This is a genomic window from Pseudoalteromonas sp. BSi20495 (assembly GCF_000241185.1).
Lineage (GTDB): Bacteria > Pseudomonadota > Gammaproteobacteria > Enterobacterales > Alteromonadaceae > Pseudoalteromonas > Pseudoalteromonas fuliginea.
In genome coordinates, this window is the sequence record NZ_BADY01000079.1 from 22,833 (window position 1) to 39,847 (window position 17,015).

Annotated in this window: 11 protein-coding genes; 7 read left to right on the plus strand and 4 right to left on the minus strand. The window is 40.5% G+C overall.

The genetic code is table 11. The features are described 5' to 3' along the window. Nucleotides 1-19: 19 nt before the first annotated feature. From P20495_RS09365 to fusA, 7 genes are all read left to right on the plus strand, one after another. Nucleotides 20-1,261: an OprO/OprP family phosphate-selective porin gene (locus P20495_RS09365; protein ID WP_008136526.1), complete on the plus strand. Its 1,242-nt coding sequence runs from the start codon at nucleotides 20-22 to the stop codon at nucleotides 1,259-1,261. An 11-nt stretch (nucleotides 1,262-1,272) separates the two neighbouring features. Then, on the plus strand, nucleotides 1,273-2,244 hold the full coding sequence (locus tag P20495_RS09360) for a tripartite tricarboxylate transporter substrate binding protein (RefSeq protein ID WP_008136527.1): 972 nt from the start codon (nucleotides 1,273-1,275) through the stop codon (nucleotides 2,242-2,244). 13 nt (nucleotides 2,245-2,257) lie between these two features. Further along, nucleotides 2,258-2,725, plus strand: a complete 468-nt coding sequence (locus tag P20495_RS09355; protein ID WP_008136528.1) for a tripartite tricarboxylate transporter TctB family protein — start codon at nucleotides 2,258-2,260, stop codon at nucleotides 2,723-2,725. Between the two features lie 3 nt (nucleotides 2,726-2,728). Next, a complete protein-coding gene (locus tag P20495_RS09350; RefSeq protein ID WP_008136529.1) occupies nucleotides 2,729-4,249 on the plus strand; it encodes a tripartite tricarboxylate transporter permease in 1,521 nt (506 codons plus the stop codon). Nucleotides 4,250-4,260: 11 nt separating this feature from the next. Further along, on the plus strand, nucleotides 4,261-5,883 hold the full coding sequence (locus P20495_RS09345; RefSeq protein ID WP_008136530.1) for a sensor histidine kinase: 1,623 nt from the start codon (nucleotides 4,261-4,263) through the stop codon (nucleotides 5,881-5,883). A 14-nt stretch (nucleotides 5,884-5,897) separates the two neighbouring features. Then, the gene (locus P20495_RS09340) at nucleotides 5,898-6,623 is read left to right on the plus strand and encodes a response regulator (protein ID WP_008136531.1); all 726 of its coding nucleotides are present in this window, start codon (nucleotides 5,898-5,900) and stop codon (nucleotides 6,621-6,623) included. A 206-nt stretch (nucleotides 6,624-6,829) separates the two neighbouring features. After that, nucleotides 6,830-8,914 (plus strand): elongation factor G, encoded by a 2,085-nt coding sequence (gene fusA, locus P20495_RS09335; RefSeq protein ID WP_008136532.1) that lies wholly within the window; start codon nucleotides 6,830-6,832, stop codon nucleotides 8,912-8,914. Between the two features lie 369 nt (nucleotides 8,915-9,283). On the opposite strand, the gene mdoH is transcribed toward fusA, so the two are convergent. The 4 genes from mdoH to hemB form a co-directional block, all read right to left on the minus strand. Further along, complete coding sequence (gene mdoH / locus P20495_RS09330; RefSeq protein WP_033015836.1) at nucleotides 9,284-11,245, minus strand: glucans biosynthesis glucosyltransferase MdoH; 1,962 nt, start codon at nucleotides 11,243-11,245, stop codon at nucleotides 9,284-9,286. Beyond that, nucleotides 11,217-12,836 (minus strand): glucan biosynthesis protein G, encoded by a 1,620-nt coding sequence (locus P20495_RS09325; RefSeq protein WP_007378015.1) that lies wholly within the window; start codon nucleotides 12,834-12,836, stop codon nucleotides 11,217-11,219. Before P20495_RS09325 ends, mdoH begins: the two co-directional genes overlap by 29 nt. A gap of 307 nt (nucleotides 12,837-13,143) precedes the next feature. Beyond that, nucleotides 13,144-15,867, minus strand: a complete 2,724-nt coding sequence (locus P20495_RS09320; RefSeq protein WP_008136534.1) for an ExeM/NucH family extracellular endonuclease — start codon at nucleotides 15,865-15,867, stop codon at nucleotides 13,144-13,146. A gap of 128 nt (nucleotides 15,868-15,995) precedes the next feature. Then, nucleotides 15,996-17,006 (minus strand): porphobilinogen synthase, encoded by a 1,011-nt coding sequence (gene hemB, locus P20495_RS09315; RefSeq protein WP_007378017.1) that lies wholly within the window; start codon nucleotides 17,004-17,006, stop codon nucleotides 15,996-15,998. Nucleotides 17,007-17,015 lie beyond the last annotated feature (9 nt).

A 17,015-nucleotide genomic window follows, 5' to 3' on the forward strand; every position in this document is an offset into this window, starting at 1 on the left:
CACAAGCGTGGAGAAAATAATGAAAGCAAGTAACACACAACTCGCTTTGGCAGTTGCTGCAGCATTAGCAAGTACATCCGTTTTAGCCGATAACGATACGCAAAAACTACAAGAGGAATTAGATGCGTTACAAAAAGAAGTAAGTGCACTAAAAACAACCAGTGGTTTTAATTTAGAGTTTGGTGGACGGGTTCAGCTCGACTACAACTATTTTGATGGTGCTTACAATGCTGATAACGAGGGCTCTGGCGGGAGCAATTTTTTCCCTCGTCGTATTCGTACTTACGTTGAAAGTGAGCACGGAAATTGGGATCACAAGTTGTTACTCGAGTTTGCCGAAGGCACTGCTGAAATAGTGATGGCGCGTGTTCGCTATGCGTTTGATAACGGACTTAAAGTTAAAGCAGGTAAAATTCGCGAAGATATATCGCTAAATGCATTAACCAGTTCAAAGCACATTAATACAATTGAGCGTAGTTCGCTTGCCAATACTTTCTCCCCATTTTTTCGTTGGGGCGCTTCTGCCTATCAATATTTTAAAGACTCTGGCTTTCGTTACGCGATAGGCGTTTATAAAAATGATGCATTTGGTGCAACAGGTAGCGATGAAAACGATAAGCTTACTCTTGCTATTACTGGGCGTGCTACATGGTCGAGTACATCACCTGGCGATGTAATTCATTTAGGCGTGTGGCATTCATATCGCGATATGGGTGGCAATGAATTAGGCGCACGTTTTGCGCGTGGTGAAGTGCGCGAGACTAATACTCGCCTTGTTGATTATGCTGCTGGTGGTGTAACAAGCCCACTTGATAGTTTATCGCAAACCGGTCTTGAGTTTGCTTATCAGGCGGATTCTTTAACACTTGAGGCTGAATATGCAAGCCGCTCACTTGATGCCGCTAATAGTGCTGATTTTTTAGATGGCGAGCGCTTTGATGGTTTTCATGTATCGGCAAGTTACTTTTTAGGTGGAGAACAGCGCCAATACAAAGCGAGCTCTGCATTATTTGTACAACCTAAAAATATTAAAGATGCATGGGAGTTGGTGGCACGTGTTTCAGAAGTAGATGCTACAAGTAGCTTACAAGGCACAAAAGCGACAACTTATACATTAGGTACATCTTATTACGTAAGTAGTGATATTAAGTTTATGGGTAATCTAATTTACAGCGATGTAGAAGGTGCCGGTACTACTGCGCTGGTTGGCGACGAAGACTCTGGTATGGGCTTTAGTGCACGTATGCAGTATTTATTTTAAAGGGACACACAATGAAATTATTTAAATCATTACAAACGACCATACTTGCAGCATCGTTAGTACTTAGCAGCCCAATGGCAATGGCCGACACTCACTTTTTAATCCCTGGCGGACCTGGTGGTGGTTGGGATACAACAGCCCGTGGTATAGGCGAAGGTTTAGTTAAGTCAGGCATTGAAAATAATGCATCTTTTCAAAATATGTCTGGTGGTGGAGGCGGTCGTGCTATTGCGTATTTAATTGAGTCGGGCACTAAAAAGGGCGATATTTTAATGGTTAACTCAACGCCTATCGTATTGCGCGCGTTAAGTGGCCGAATTCCTTATAGCTATCGCGATTTAACACCTGTAGCCAGTATGATTGCAGATTATGGCGCGTTTGTAGTGCGTAACGATTCTCCATTTAAAACTTGGGAGGATGTTATTAAATCAATAAAAGAAGATCCAAGTTCGGTAAAAGTAGCGGGCGGTTCTGCTCGCGGCAGTATGGATCACTTAGTGGCGGCTCAAGCAGTTAAAGCTGCGGGTATAGATGGTCGACGCCTACGTTATATTCCTTACGATGCAGGCGGTAAAGCTAAGGCTGGGTTGCTTTCAGGCGAAGTGAATTTACTTTCTACTGGCTTAAGTGAAGCGCTTGAAGTAGCTAACGGTGGTCAAGCACGTATTTTAGCGGTTACATCGGGTGAGCCCTTACCTGATTACCCAAAAATACCCACACTTAAGTCACTAGGTTACGATATGGAATTTGTTAATTGGCGTGGTCTTTTTGCTGCACCTAATTTACCCGCTGAAAAGTTAGCACAGTACACAAAAAAACTACGTGAGTTGCAAAGTACACCTGAGTGGGAAGCTGTACGAGCTCGTAACGGTTGGCTAAATCTTTTTCAAGAAAAAGATGAGTTTATTAAGTCACTAGAAGCACAAGAAGTGCAGCTTAGAGCTGTAATGGAAGAGCTTGGCTTTATCCGCACATTGCCGTAATCGAGGTTTTAAAATGACGAATCGAGAATTAATAGGGCCAAGTTTATTCTTGGCGCTATTTACTTTATACGCTGTGGTTGCATGGCAAATTCCGCTACTACCGTTTGAAGAATACGAAACGGTTACCTCAGCGACACTTCCTAAAGTATATGCCGGGTTTGGTATTGTGGTGTGCTTACTTTCTATTGGTTCAACATTGCTTAAACCAAGAGAGAAAACTAATACTGATGATGTTCTTGAAAAGTCACACGTACTGCGCACCTTTGGTTTATTAATATTAATGGTAATTTATAGCGCGGCACTGGAGCCAATTGGTTTTTTAATTTCTACTAGTGCGTTTTTGCTTGCGGGCTTTTTTGTGATGGGCGAAAGACGTAAGGGAATTTTGCTATTTGCATCGATACCGGTTGCGGTGGTTTTTTGGTTTTTGATGACTCAAGTATTAGGTATTTACTTGGTTCCGGGCGATTTGTGGAGTTAAGTTATGTTTGATGGAATTATGCTTGGTTTGTCGACCGTGCTCGACTTTAATAATTTAATGTACGTTATAGCTGGCTGCTTGGTAGGTACTTTTATAGGTATGTTACCAGGATTGGGGCCAATTACCGCAATTGCCTTGATGATCCCAATTACTTACAGCATTGGCGCCGATTCGGGCATGATTTTAATGGCGGGTGTTTATTACGGCGCTATTTTTGGTGGCTCTACGTCATCTATTTTAATTAATGCGCCTGGCGTGGCGGGTACGGTAGCTTCCTCCTTTGATGGCTACCCGCTTGCTAAACAAGGGCATGCAGGTAAAGCATTGGCAATTGCTGCTTATTCCTCCTTTATAGGCGGAACGATTGGCGCCATATTATTAATGGTAGCTGCACCTTTATTAGCAAAAGTGTCATTGAGTTTTCAATCCCCTGATTATGTTGTGTTGATGTTTTTAGGCTTAACAGCTATTGCAGCATTTTCAAATAAAGGGCAATTTTTAAAAGCAATGATGATGACTGTGTTTGGCTTGATGCTAGCAACGGTTGGTATTGATCCATCATCAGGGACTGACCGATTTACCTTTGGGCAACCTGATTTACTCGACGGAATAAGCTTTTTACTGGTTGCTATGGCAACGTTTGCATTAGCCGAGGCGCTTGTAAATGTTGTAAAACCAGAGAAAAAAGATGCTAAAAACATTAATGACTCAGACACACCGCAAATAGGTTCAACCAAGTTAAGTAAAGCCGAGATTAAAGAGATAGCACCAGTGATTGGTCGCTCGTCTATTTTAGGTTTTATAGTGGGGGTGTTACCGGGTGCTGGTGCAACTATTGCAAGCTTTATGGCTTATGCAACAGAGCGAAATTTAGCGCCAAAAGGTTTGAAAGAAAAGTTTGGTAAAGGCTCATTACGTGGTTTAGCTGCGCCAGAGTCGGCAAATAATGCGGCGTGTACAGGATCGTTTGTTCCACTGTTAACGCTTGGTATTCCGGGCTCAGGTACTACGGCAATTATGCTAGGTGCTTTGATTGCTTACGGCATTCAACCAGGTCCAATGCTTATGCAAGAAAACCCAAGTGTATTTTGGGCGGTTATTGTAAGTATGTACTTTGGTAATATTGTACTGCTTATTTTAAATTTGCCGCTTATTCCTTACTTTGCAAAAGTATTAGCAATGCCTAAGTCGGTACTCACCGTGATGATATTGTTCTTTAGCTTAATTGGTGTTTACTTAGTGTCCTTCAATACCTTCGACTTATTTATGATGGTAGGATTTGCGGTGGTTGCGCTAGTATTGCGATTACTGTCATTTCCTATGGCACCACTATTATTAGGTTTTATATTAGGAGATATGATTGAGCGAAACTTCCGTCGTTCAATGATGATTTCTGATGGCTCATTAAGCTTTTTATGGGATCGTCCGCTAACATTGAGCATATTTGTAATTTCAATTTTAGTGCTGTTGTTTCCGTTAAAAGATTATTTAATGCAACGCCGTGCAGACAAAGTAAATGCATAATTGAGAATGAAATGAAAAACACCAACAAGCTAAATCCATTGCAAGACATGGTCACAAAACCTAAGCGATTAGAAACACGATTAATTATTTGGGTAACAGGATTGTGTGTATTGCAGGCTTTATTATTTGGCGCGTTGGTGTATCAACTTACAGCGCAAAGCTTACATAACCATATTGGTGATAAAGCATTAGCTGTGGCAAGCAGTATTGCCACACGTGCTGATGTAATTAATGCACTGAAAATACCTAGTGACTTAACCGCTATTAACATGAAAATTGAAGATTTACGACAGCTTGTAGGTGCTGATTTTATTGTTGTTGGCGATGAAAATGCGCTTCGTATTGTGCATCCAGATGAAGATAAAATTGGCAAAAAAATGGTCGGAGGCGATAGCAAAGCTGCATTAAAAGGTGAACGCTATATTTCGGTGGCCCATGGTAGCTTAGGTGAATCAATTCGTGGCAAAGTGCCGGTGTACGCAGGTAATAATGAAATAGTAGGCGTTGTATCGGTTGGTTTTTTAGTACAATCAATCGATCCGCTTATTCTCTCTCGCAGTAGTGAAATTTTAATATGGGGCTTAATACTTGTAGGTTTAAGTATACTGGCGGCTATTTATATTGGACAGCGTGTCAGAAATGCTATTTTTGGCCTGCAGCCAGATGAAATTGCACGTTTGTTTTCAGAACAAGATGCAATTTTAAATACGGTACGCAGCGGTATTATTGCACTCGACCCGGACGGAAAAGTACGAAAACTCAATCAACGCGCCTGCGAAATATTAGATAAACCAACTTCAATTCTTAATCAGAACCTCAGCTTAAACGATTTATTACCTGAACATGCAGAATTTTTATTGCGTAATCAGCGACGTAAAATAGTGGGTTTTGAATTATTTGCCGCCGATAAACGCCTTATATTATCGAGATTTTCTTTGCAAGTGCAAGGGCAGGCGGATGGTATTTTACTGAGTATGCGCCCCTCTGATGAACTTGAGTATTTAAGCCAACAACTTACTAAAGTTCAGGCTTTTGCAGAGCTTTTAAGGGTACAAACTCATGACTATTCTAATAAGCTCAACTTAATTGGTGCGTTAGTGCAAATGGGCAAAAACGAACAAGCTATAGAAATAATAGGGCAAGAAAGCCAGGGCTCTCAGGCACAAATTCATAACTTGTTAGAGCGCATACAAGACCCTGTGCTTGCTGGTTTGTTGGTGGGTAAATATCATAAAGCAAGAGAATTAAATGTTGCGCTTGAGCTTAACCCCGACAGCCTACTTGGTGTTATTGCACGTAAAGATATGCTCGAGCGAGTTGTGTCTATTTTAGGTAACCTTATAGATAATGCGATTGAGGCTGCTATTAGGTCATCGAACTCTCGCTCTGCAAAAGTACGGGTAACCGTTGATGAAACCAGCCAAACTCTCTTATTTGATGTAGAAGATACAGGCTTTGGGTTAGGTTCTGACCATGATGTTATTTTTACCCCTCAGTACAGCTCTAAATCAGGAGCAGAGCATGGTATTGGTTTATATTTAGTAAAAACAAATTTAGACTCATGCGGTGGCACGTTAGAAATTGGTGAGTCAGACCTACTTGGTGCAAGACTAAGTGTTTACATTCCAAAATAATAAGAGCATTAAACATGACGTATTCAGTAGTAATAATTGAAGACGAAGTAGAGGTAGCACAGCTATTAGCGCAGTACTTGTTATTACCAAATGGTGTCGCAGGTAGTCAAACGCCAAAGCAAAGTTTAAGGCAAGCACAGTATCAGGTAGTGGGCATTGCAGGTAATTTAAGCACGGCAACAGCCTTACTGCATGCAATTGAACCCGATTTGATTTTACTCGATATACATTTACCTGATGGTAACGGACTTGATTTATTGACCGACTTACGACGTCGAACGATTAAAAGTGAGGTTATGCTGCTCACTGCTGCAAAAGAGGTCGAAACCCTTGAAAAAGCAATGCAGTTAGGTGCATGCGACTTTTTAGTAAAACCATTAATGTTAAACCGACTTGATCAAGCACTCGCACGTTTTGAATCACGTCAGCAATGTTTTTCTGATGCAAGTGAAGTAACGCAGTCAATGGTTGATATGTTATTTGGTTCAAAGCAGCAAACCAACACGTCTGTTCGTTTACCAAAAGGGGTCGATCAACTTACCCTGCAAAAAATACATGATGCTTTTGTAGAGCACGCAACCACTGCATTTACCGCTCAGCAAATGGGCGATTTGGTTGGTGTTAGTCGCTCTACAGCACGCCGTTACTTGGAGTATTTGCTTGAATCAGGTAAGTTAACAGCGGATCAAAGTTATGGCAGTATTGGCCGCCCTGAACGTTGCTATAAAATAGCGAAGTAACTTTTTGTACCTAAGGCTTAAATATTAAATTTCATTTGTTTCAATGTCTTACGTTTTTTTTGTTATGTTTGATATTTAATAGATGACGACGATAAAAAAAATATATTGAATTGATTGCATTTTAAGCGGCTTGCATGGTGATGTTCGCTTTAAGTGATGTTATACTCCTGCCGAATAATTTATCGACTTTATTAAGAGTAAAATTAATGGCAGATTTATCGAAGTACAGAAACATTGGTATTTTCGCGCACGTTGATGCGGGTAAAACCACGACTACTGAGCGTATCCTAAAGCTTACTGGTCAAATCCATAAAACAGGTGAGGTTCATGATGGTGAATCTACTACTGACTTCATGGAACAAGAAGCTGAGCGCGGTATTACTATTCAGTCTGCGGCTGTAAGCTGTTTCTGGAAAGATCACCGTTTTAACGTTATCGATACTCCTGGACACGTTGACTTCACAGTAGAAGTTTACCGTTCACTTAAAGTATTAGATGGCGGTGTTGGTGTGTTCTGTGGTTCTGGTGGTGTTGAACCACAATCAGAAACTAACTGGCGTTATGCTAATGATTCAGAAGTTGCACGTATTATCTTCGTAAATAAATTAGACCGTATGGGTGCTGATTTTTACCGTGTAACTGAGCAAGTACGTAAAGTACTTGGTGCTGTACCACTAATCATGACTTTACCAATTGGTATTGAAGATGAATTTGTTGGTGTTGTAGATGTTTTAACTAAAAAAGCATACGTTTGGGATGACACTGGTCTTCCTGAAAACTACGAAATTACAGACGTTCCTGCAGACATGGTAGAAAAAACTGACGAGTATTATGAAATGCTTGTTGAAACTGCCCTTGAGCAAGACGATGCACTACTTGAAGCTTACATGGAAGGTGAAGCACCTTCTGTTGAAGACATCAAACGTTGTATCCGTAAAGGTACTCGTGACCTTGCTTTCTTCCCTACATACTGTGGTTCTGCGTTTAAGAACAAAGGTATGCAGCTTATTCTTGACGCTGTTGTTGATTACTTACCAGCTCCTACAGAAGTTGATCCTCAACCTCTTATGGATGAAGAAGGTAACGAAAATGGCGAATTTGCAATCGTTTCTGCAGATGAACCTTTCAAAGCGTTAGCATTCAAAATAATGGATGACCGTTTTGGTGCATTAACATTCGTACGTATTTACTCAGGTAAACTAAACAAGGGTGACACTATCCTTAACTCGTTTACTGGTAAAACTGAGCGTGTTGGCCGTATGGTTGAGATGCAAGCAGATGACCGTAACGAATTAACTAGCGCACAAGCTGGTGACATCATTGCTATCGTAGGCATGAAAAACGTGCAAACTGGTCACACTTTATGTGATCCTAAGCACCCTGTAACACTTGAACCAATGGTATTCCCAACTCCAGTAATTTCGATTGCTGTACAGCCTAAAGATAAAGGCGGTAATGAGAAGATGGGTGTTGCTATCGGTAAAATGGTTGCAGAAGATCCATCTTTCCAAGTTGAGACTGATGAAGATTCAGGCGAGACTATCCTTAAAGGTATGGGTGAGCTTCACTTAGATATCAAAGTAGATATCCTTAAGCGTACTTACGGCGTAGACCTTATTGTTGGTCAACCACAAGTTGCTTACCGTGAAACTATCACTAAAGAAATTGAAGATAGCTACACGCATAAGAAACAATCTGGTGGTTCTGGTCAGTTCGGTAAAATCGACTACCGCATCAAGCCAGGCGAAGTTGCTTCAGGCTTTACGTTTAAATCATCAGTTGTTGGTGGTAACGTACCTAAAGAATTCTGGCCTGCAGTTGAGAAAGGCTTCAAGTCAATGATGGGTACTGGTGTTCTAGCTGGCTTCCCTGTACTTGACGTTGAGATTGAACTTTTCGATGGTGGTTTCCATGCCGTGGATTCATCTGCAATCGCGTTCGAAATCGCTGCTAAAGGTGCTTTCCGTCAATCGATCCCTAAAGCGGGCGCACAACTTCTTGAGCCAATCATGAATGTTGACGTGTTCACTCCAGAAGATCACGTTGGTGATGTAATCGGTGACCTTAACCGTCGTCGTGGCATGATGAAAGACCAAGAAGCTGGTTTAACAGGTAGCCGTATTAAAGCTGACGTACCGTTATCAGAAATGTTCGGTTACATCGGTACACTACGTACAATGACATCGGGTCGTGGTCAGTTCTCTATGGAGTTCTCACACTACGCTGCATGTCCAGCTAACGTAGCTGAAACTGTAATCGCTGCAGAAAAAGAGAAAAAAGCTGCTAAGTAATTAGCTCTTTAACTCTTTAAAAAAACCCGCACATGTTGCGGGTTTTTTATTGCCTATAATTTTTGATGGGGGATCTTAGCTAACCTGAACTCTGGATAATAAATCTATCTCAAGCAGCTATTTTCAGCGCTCACTGCGTTGAATTTACTCGTAATAGGCCAGCGATTGACGCGTAAATTCGCCTTGTTTTCACTGAAAATCTCTAGTTAGAGAAAATAAATTTAAATATCACTATAATTCAAAACGTTGGTAAATCTCTTAACCAGAGCTCAGGTTAACTATTTTAATACGGAAAAATATTTATTAAACAATAGAAAAGGAGCAACTTATTGCTCCTTTTTTGGTTTTTAACGGCTCTTTTATTTAGCGCTAATTAAACTTTTTTATCGCTTTAGCTTTTAGCGCTTTCATCTTTAGCTTGTGTGTCTTATTAAAGCTTTGAATGGGCATTGTAACCACATGCTCTTTTGGCAGTGTTGGAATAGTTGTTGGATATTGACCTTCTTGAGGTACAGAAATCTTTTTGAGATGAACCTTAAGCGCTTCTAAAGTAGCATCGTTATCTACTTCACTAGGGCAAATAAATATACCTAGCTCTCTAAGGAACACGCCTAGCTTAATGCTACTTGAGTAACGGACTATAGGTGCTGCGAGTATTAAGCCTAATAGTATTGGCGACAACCACCAAAAGAATACAGGGGTAAAGTAATACGCTGTGCTGCCCCATGCAATAGCGACGATAGTTGAAAATAGCGTATAACCAAACGCTTCCCTCCAAGGAACCATTCGACCTTCACGAGGCTGTGCATCCCACTTTACTTTTTTACCTAAAAATACGCATATAACAAAGTAAGCATGAAATACCATCATTAATGGTGCAACAATAATAGCAAATACGGTTTCAATGATTGAGCCTAGTATCAGCTTAATTGAACCACCAAAGCGTTTGTTTCTGTGCACTAATGTAACAATAACACCCATTAATTTAGGTAGTAGTAAAATTATGATTGTTAAGTAAAGTAGTGAATCAATCAGTTCGGTTTTGGCAATTTGCCACGTCGGAAATAATTGGTACGCGCGATTAAAGTAAACATCGCTATTAAGCGCACGTGTTACGGCATCAATCGTACTTAGTGCGAGCATTGATAGCCAAATTAGCGATGAAATATAGGCCGTTGCTCCCAGTAAAAAATGAAATTTACTCATTAACTTTAATTTTGATGAGGACAGTAAACCAAGGTGTTGAATATTACCCTGTACCCAGCGTCTATCGCGTACAGCATAATCTAAAATGTTACTTGGAACTTCTTCATAACTCCCTTCAATGTCTGATAGTAGCAATACATCCCAATTAGCACTGTGTAACAAAGAGGCTTCGACAAAGTCATGACTTAGTATTTCACCACCAAATGGGGCATTACCTTTAAGCGTTGGTAAACCACAACAGGTAATAAACGCCTCAACTCTAATGATTGCGTTATGGCCCCAATAGTTTGCTTTATCGGTTTGCCAAAAAGCAGAACCAGTCGCTAGCATTGGGCTGTAAAGTACGGATGCAAACTGTAAAAAGCGGCCAAAAAAAGTATCTTGACGAACGGGGATAGGAATTGTTTGAATAAGGCCTGCTTGCGGGTTGTTTAGCATGCTTGTAGTAAGCTCTAGCATGCACTTTCCGGTCATTACGCTATCAGCATCAAGTACAATCATATGGTCGTACTGGCTGCCCCAACGTTCACAAAAATCAGTTAGGTTGCCTACCTTGCGGTGTTTATTATCTTCGCGGCGACGGTAAAAAACGTGTTTAGCTGTACTGCCTAATCGCTCACACAATGCATGCCATGCACTTAACTCGTTTTTGGCTATTTGTGGGTCTTGGGTATCGCTAAGTAAATAAAAGTCAAAGTGATCTAGTTGCCCTGTTTCTTTTAGTGATTCTAGGCTTACTTCAAAGCCTGCGATAACACGATGAGTATCTTCGTTATAGATTGGCATAACAACCGCTGTTCTTTGCTTAGCAAGTGCTTGACTGTCGAAAGAGATTGGCTTAATACGCTTTAAAGTTAGTGGATCGATGCGCAGTAGTTGCAGTAAGAAACCAATTGTACCGCTACAAAATGCAGTAACAATCCACGCAAACGTAATTGAAAATAGGGCGAGTAATGCATATTCAAGTAAGGTCATACCGTTTGAATTTAAAATTTCAAACATAATAGATATGCCGTAACCTGATATGCCAAGAGCTGCAATAGCAAACAGCCATACACGAACTGTTTTGAAAGGCATTGACGTTCCCTTGTTTTGCTTACTTGATGTCATTTGGATACCAAACATAGCTCCATACCTCACTAATTTCTTTTTCACGTAGTTTTAGCGATAAACGCATATCTACTGGTTTTCCGTCTTGTGGGGCGATTTTAAAGGCCACACGCCATCCATATGTATCAGGTAGCTTTTGTATTGTTACATCACTCACTTCACCTGTTGTTAGCTGTATATCAGCCTTTAAATCTAGCTTTTTAGAGAGCTGGTTAAGCTCTGGTCCTGAAAAGTCGACAGTAAATTGACGGTGACTTTTTGGTGGAGGATTGTCTTCACCTGGTAGTGCTGCACTGCCAATTCTAGTACGCACCACGCGTGCTTTTTCATGTTGGTTTAAATGGGCATTAAAAGTCGTCATTTTATAGCTTAGTTTTAATGAATCTCCCGCTTTGAAGGGTTTTTCAGGTACCCAATAACTTACTATATTGTCATTCGTTTCTGTGTCAGTTGGTATCTCTACTAGCTCAACTCGACCATTACCCCATTCACCTTCTGGTTCAATCCAAAGGCTAGGGCGGTCGTGGTAATGGGCTTCTGTATCAAAGTAGTTATTAAAATCACGATCGCGTTGCGCTAAACCAAAACCTTTTGGATTCTCGTATGTAAAAGAAGTGACACTTAGTTGCGCGGGATTGTTAAGTGGGCGCCACACCCATTTATTATCTTGCGATTGTGTTAATAAACCGTCTGAGTCGTGTACTTCAGGGCGGTAGTCATCAAAAAATTTAGTACTGTTTTCACCGTGATAAAACATACTCGTTAAGGGGGCAATACCTAGTTTTTTAACGTCTTTACGTGCAAATATTTGCATATTTACTTTTACAGCCGTATTTGTGGTTGGGTCTACATCGAACCTATATGCCCCCGACACTGATGGGCTATCAAGTAGTGCAAACATAACAATATTAGTTTGATCTAGTTTTGGCTTAACTAACCAAAACTCTTTAAACATTGGGAATTCTTCGCCTGAAGCTTCTGCAGTATCAATCGCTAAACCGCGAGCAGACAATCCGTAAACTTGCTTTGGGCCAACAATACGAAAATAAGATGCACCTTGAAATACCATTACTTCATCTTTGTACTCATTGGTATTTAGTGGGTAATGTAATCGAAAGCCAGCGTGACCAAGCTGAGTATTGGCAATGCTTTTAGTAATTTCTTCTTTTAGAGGAGCAGCAGTGCCATCGTACTGATAAAAGTCAGTACTAAATGGGAGGCGGGTGCGTTTTGAGTCACTATTAACAGTATTAATTGTAACGGGTGTTTTATATAAAAAACCGGGGTGGAATAGCTGTAGCTCGTAAAGACCCTCGTCTTTCCACACTGACTTGTCTTGTTTGAAGCGGATAGAGCGATAATCTTGATAATCAATATTATTGAGAGCATCGAGTTCAATGTTTTTTGGAGCTATATATTCTTCACTTGCTAGTTTTTTAGCACGCGCGCTTATAACGTCAAATAAACTACTTTGTGGAATGGCTGCTTCTGTTGTAGCTGCAAATGCTTGATTGCTGTTACCCCAAGCCGAAAATATAATAAGTAGACCCAAGAGTGGCTTTGAGCTCTTTTGCCATGTTGATAATCGATGGGTAAATTGTTTCATTTTCATTCCTTTATAAAAACACGACTTATTTTTAGGGTTGAGACTAAGTTATTTACTTAAGCAATTTTTAAACCTAAATAAATACATTAAAAATCAAAAAGCTAAGTAAGAGGCATAAAAGATCTCGACCACTCTTCGTGTAAAAAACACCCACGGCTATGTAGTTGCTTCTTACTTGGTTAGTTAGTTGAGGATGATTTATATAATAAGGCGATATTACGAGGTGTTTACTGAAGCTTGTCTGAATTACATTTGTATAAAAATAAAAAAAGCCGCGATTGCGGCTTTTTAAGGGTATCTAAATTAGTTATTTCTTTTTAAATCTACGCACGATTGATAGCGGCGCTAAAAGAAGTGTTAACCAAAATAATGAACCTGCATCGTTATCGTCATCTGAACGTAGGTTATTAACTTTAATAGCTACATTTTCAGCTTTAGATACGTTACCTGCACTATCTTGTGCTTGAACAGATAAGGTAATGCGGTTTTCAAACTCGTAATCTAACTCACCAGCTACAATAAGTTGTCCCTGGTTGTTAATAGAAACACTGCTGTTTCCTGATACAATAAATTTAACAACTGGTGACTCATCTGCATTAGGGTCACTAAAATCAAGCGTACCAATTACTGTCCCAATCGCACTATTTTCATCAATAACAAACGTTTGATTCGCTGTAATAACGGGTGTTTGCTCTTCTGGTGTTAGCGTAATTTCAGATTTTATATCAACAATTACAGGATCATGATCTGAGGCGCGGTATGCGCTTTGAGAATATAAACTTGATTGTTGAGCATCACTTTTAAATTCAACATTGTAATCAAGCGAAATTGGTTCATCAGCATTAATATGCCAATCTTTAGCTGATACTACCTTGCTAAGTAATGATGCACTAGCTACTGCATGGTCAAGGCTACCAGCACGGCCAGAGAAGCTATAAGAGTAAGCAAGAGTATTGCCATCAAGCTCTGCGACTACATTTTTATATCCTTTATCAGCAAACGCACGTATTGGATCTTCCATTGCGTAAGCATTCATGTCGCCAACTAGAATAGTATCTTCGTCGTCAACACCCGTTGGTTTGCTATCAAGCCAATCTGCGAATGCATTCGCACCTTGTGTACGTATTTCATTCCAACAAGCTTGGCCATCATTTTGATCTTCGTTCGCACCGCTTGCACTACCACAACCACCTTTAGACTTTAAGTGCGCTACGGCTACAGTAAATACTTCATCAGTTGCTAAAGATTTAAAGCTTTGTGCGATAGGAGTACGATTACTAAAATCAAATGGTGCATCAGTAGTAATAGCGGCAGTACCGACTTCTTCTACCTTATTAGCACGATAAATCAACGCAGTCGTGATTGCATCTGTACCGATTTGATCAAGACCAAAGTCAACAAATGCATACTGGTTAGCTGCATCAGCTTCGTTTAATGCATTAACTAAGCTAGCAATAGCGCTAAATTCACCAAAACCATCATTTTCGATTTCCATCAAACCAACAACATCTGCTTGCATTGCGCTAATGGCACTTACAATTTTGGCTTCTTGACGAATAAATTCAGCTTCAGAATCTGCACCGCGACTCGTAGGGAACCCTTCACCTTGGCCATCACCATTAAAGTAATTAAGTACGTTAAAGCTTGCTACACGTAAATCTGCCTCAGCATTAAGTTCAGGTGCGTCTTTACGTGCATTTGTTGCAATAAATTGAGGTGCTACAGTTGGGTGAATTCGGTAAAGGCTAAAGCTATAAGCAAGTGCACCAGTCACTGTATTTACTGTATCACCAGTACGTAATGTATTTTCTGCTGATAAACCAGGAGTTGGATAGGCTGTAGGATCTAGATTTTGAACAGTTGAGCCATCATCGATTAATATTTTCTTAGTTAAGTTTTCGGCTTCAACTGCGTTAGCAGTATCACCAGGTAACGCAACTTGCGTACCTTGATACAAGCGCTCAGTCGCGACTTCAACTTCACCATATCGACCAAGGCCAAAGTTATTGGTAACAACTAATGGTTGTTCTAGCGTTACTAGCATACCTTCAAACGATTCTAAATAAGTTGCATCAGCTAAAGGCAAAGTTATTTTTGTAGTGGCTGAAGCTAAGCCAGTATCACAAACAGCTACTTGGCTTACGCTGCCGATTTGTGTTGCATCAAAATATTCTTCAACAGTACCTTGCACACGTACATGGTCGCCTACACTTACGTCAGTATCTGCAAAGTAAACAAACAGGCCTTCAGAAGTCAGTGGGTTAGCGTCTATATCTGCAGCAAGTGAGCTTATAAAAAAGCCTTTTAACTCATCGTCGCCTTGGAAGTCTGCTGTTACAACGCCTTCAAGTTCAACAACACTACCCACAAGAGGGCTTGCTGCACCATCGCCTTGAATAGCGCTAATCAATGTTTTATCTGCACCACATACTAATGGTTCTAGTGGCTCAGGTTCTGGTACTGGAGCGGAGTCACTACCAAATACGCCTAAACCAGAAAAATCATCTTGGTCAAATTGCACCCATTCTTCGCTTGGGTCAAAAGGAGCGCTTGGCGAGGTACGGCCAACGAGGACGCTATCGTTGCGACGAAGTGTTTTATTTTGTGTTTGTACGCCACCTTCAGACCAATAAGAGCCCGGATCCGTACCAAATTGACCAAAACTATCAATGACAGTGTCGCCTTGAATTAGAACTAATGCATCATCACCGTTAAAGCTTGTAACACTATGCTCTAAATCAGCTTTACCTTTTAGCTCATCATTTGAACTTGGGTTTACGATTACATAGGTTCCGTTGGCAGGTAAAGTAGCTGATAAGTCGAGCGTAGATTGTATCGTTGTTTTACCGTTCACATATAAATTTAATTTATAGCCAGCAAGTGATAACGAATCAGTCGAGTTATTATAAAGCTCAATTGCTTTATTGTTGCTACTACCTTCTACATATTCCGAAATGATAAGATTAGCGGAGGCTGGTGCACTAAGGCTTGCTATAACAAGCGCTAGTGGCGTTATTTTTGTTTTAAACATTATTATTTTTTTCCCGTGTATTGTGTCCCAAATGGGACACTTAGTTTAAGGAAAATTTATTACAAATAAAATACAATAAGTAAATAAAATGAAAGCAAAAATAGCGAAATTGTGACTATTGTATTACATTATTTACTTTTTAAGTATTGTGCAGCTTGTTTAGCGAAATAAGTCAGAATACCATCAGCACCAGCTCGCTTAAATGCCAAGAGAGATTCCATTATTGTTGCTTCCTCGTTCAGCCAGCCATTATCGATTGCGGCTTTGTGCATAGCGTATTCGCCGCTAACTTGATAGGCGAAAGTTGGCACGCCAAATTCATCTTTTACGCGACGTACAATATCTAAATAAGGCATGCCAGGTTTAACCATAACCATATCAGCGCCTTCTTGTAAGTCTAATGCAACTTCACGTATTGCTTCGTCAGAGTTTGCAGGATCCATCTGGTAGGTCTTTTTGTCAGCACCTTTTAAGTTCCCTGCAGAACCTATTGCATCTCTGAAAGGACCATAATAGCTAGAGGCATACTTAGCTGAATAAGCCATAATGCGAGTATGGATAAAGCCATCCGCTTCAAGTGCTTCACGAATTGCGCCAATACGGCCATCCATCATATCTGAAGGAGCGATAACATCGGCTCCAGCTTGTGCATGAGAAAGTGCTTGTTTAACCAATATTTCAGTTGTTACATCATTGATGACGTAACCTGAGTCATCAATGATGCCGTCTTGCCCATGTGTAGTGAATGGGTCAAGTGCACCATCAGTAATTACACCGAGTTCAGGGTAAGCTTCTTTTAAAGCGCGAACAGTTCGCTGCACTAAACCATCTTCATTGTAAGCTTCTTCGGCGAATAATGACTTTTTATCTGTAGGTGTTACCGGAAAGATTGCAATGGCTGGCACGCCGAGCTCAACGAGTTCTTTTGCCTCAATAAGCAATAAATCTATTGATAAACGTTCAATACCGGGCATTGATTCAATCGCTTCACGACGATTTTTACCTTCAAGTACGAAAACGGGATAGATTAAATCGTTTACGCTAAGTTGGTTTTCAGCCATTAGACGACGAGAAAAATCGCTTCTACGCATTCTGCGCATACGAGTATACGGAAAAAGGTCTAGTCCTGATTGGGCCATATTAGAATA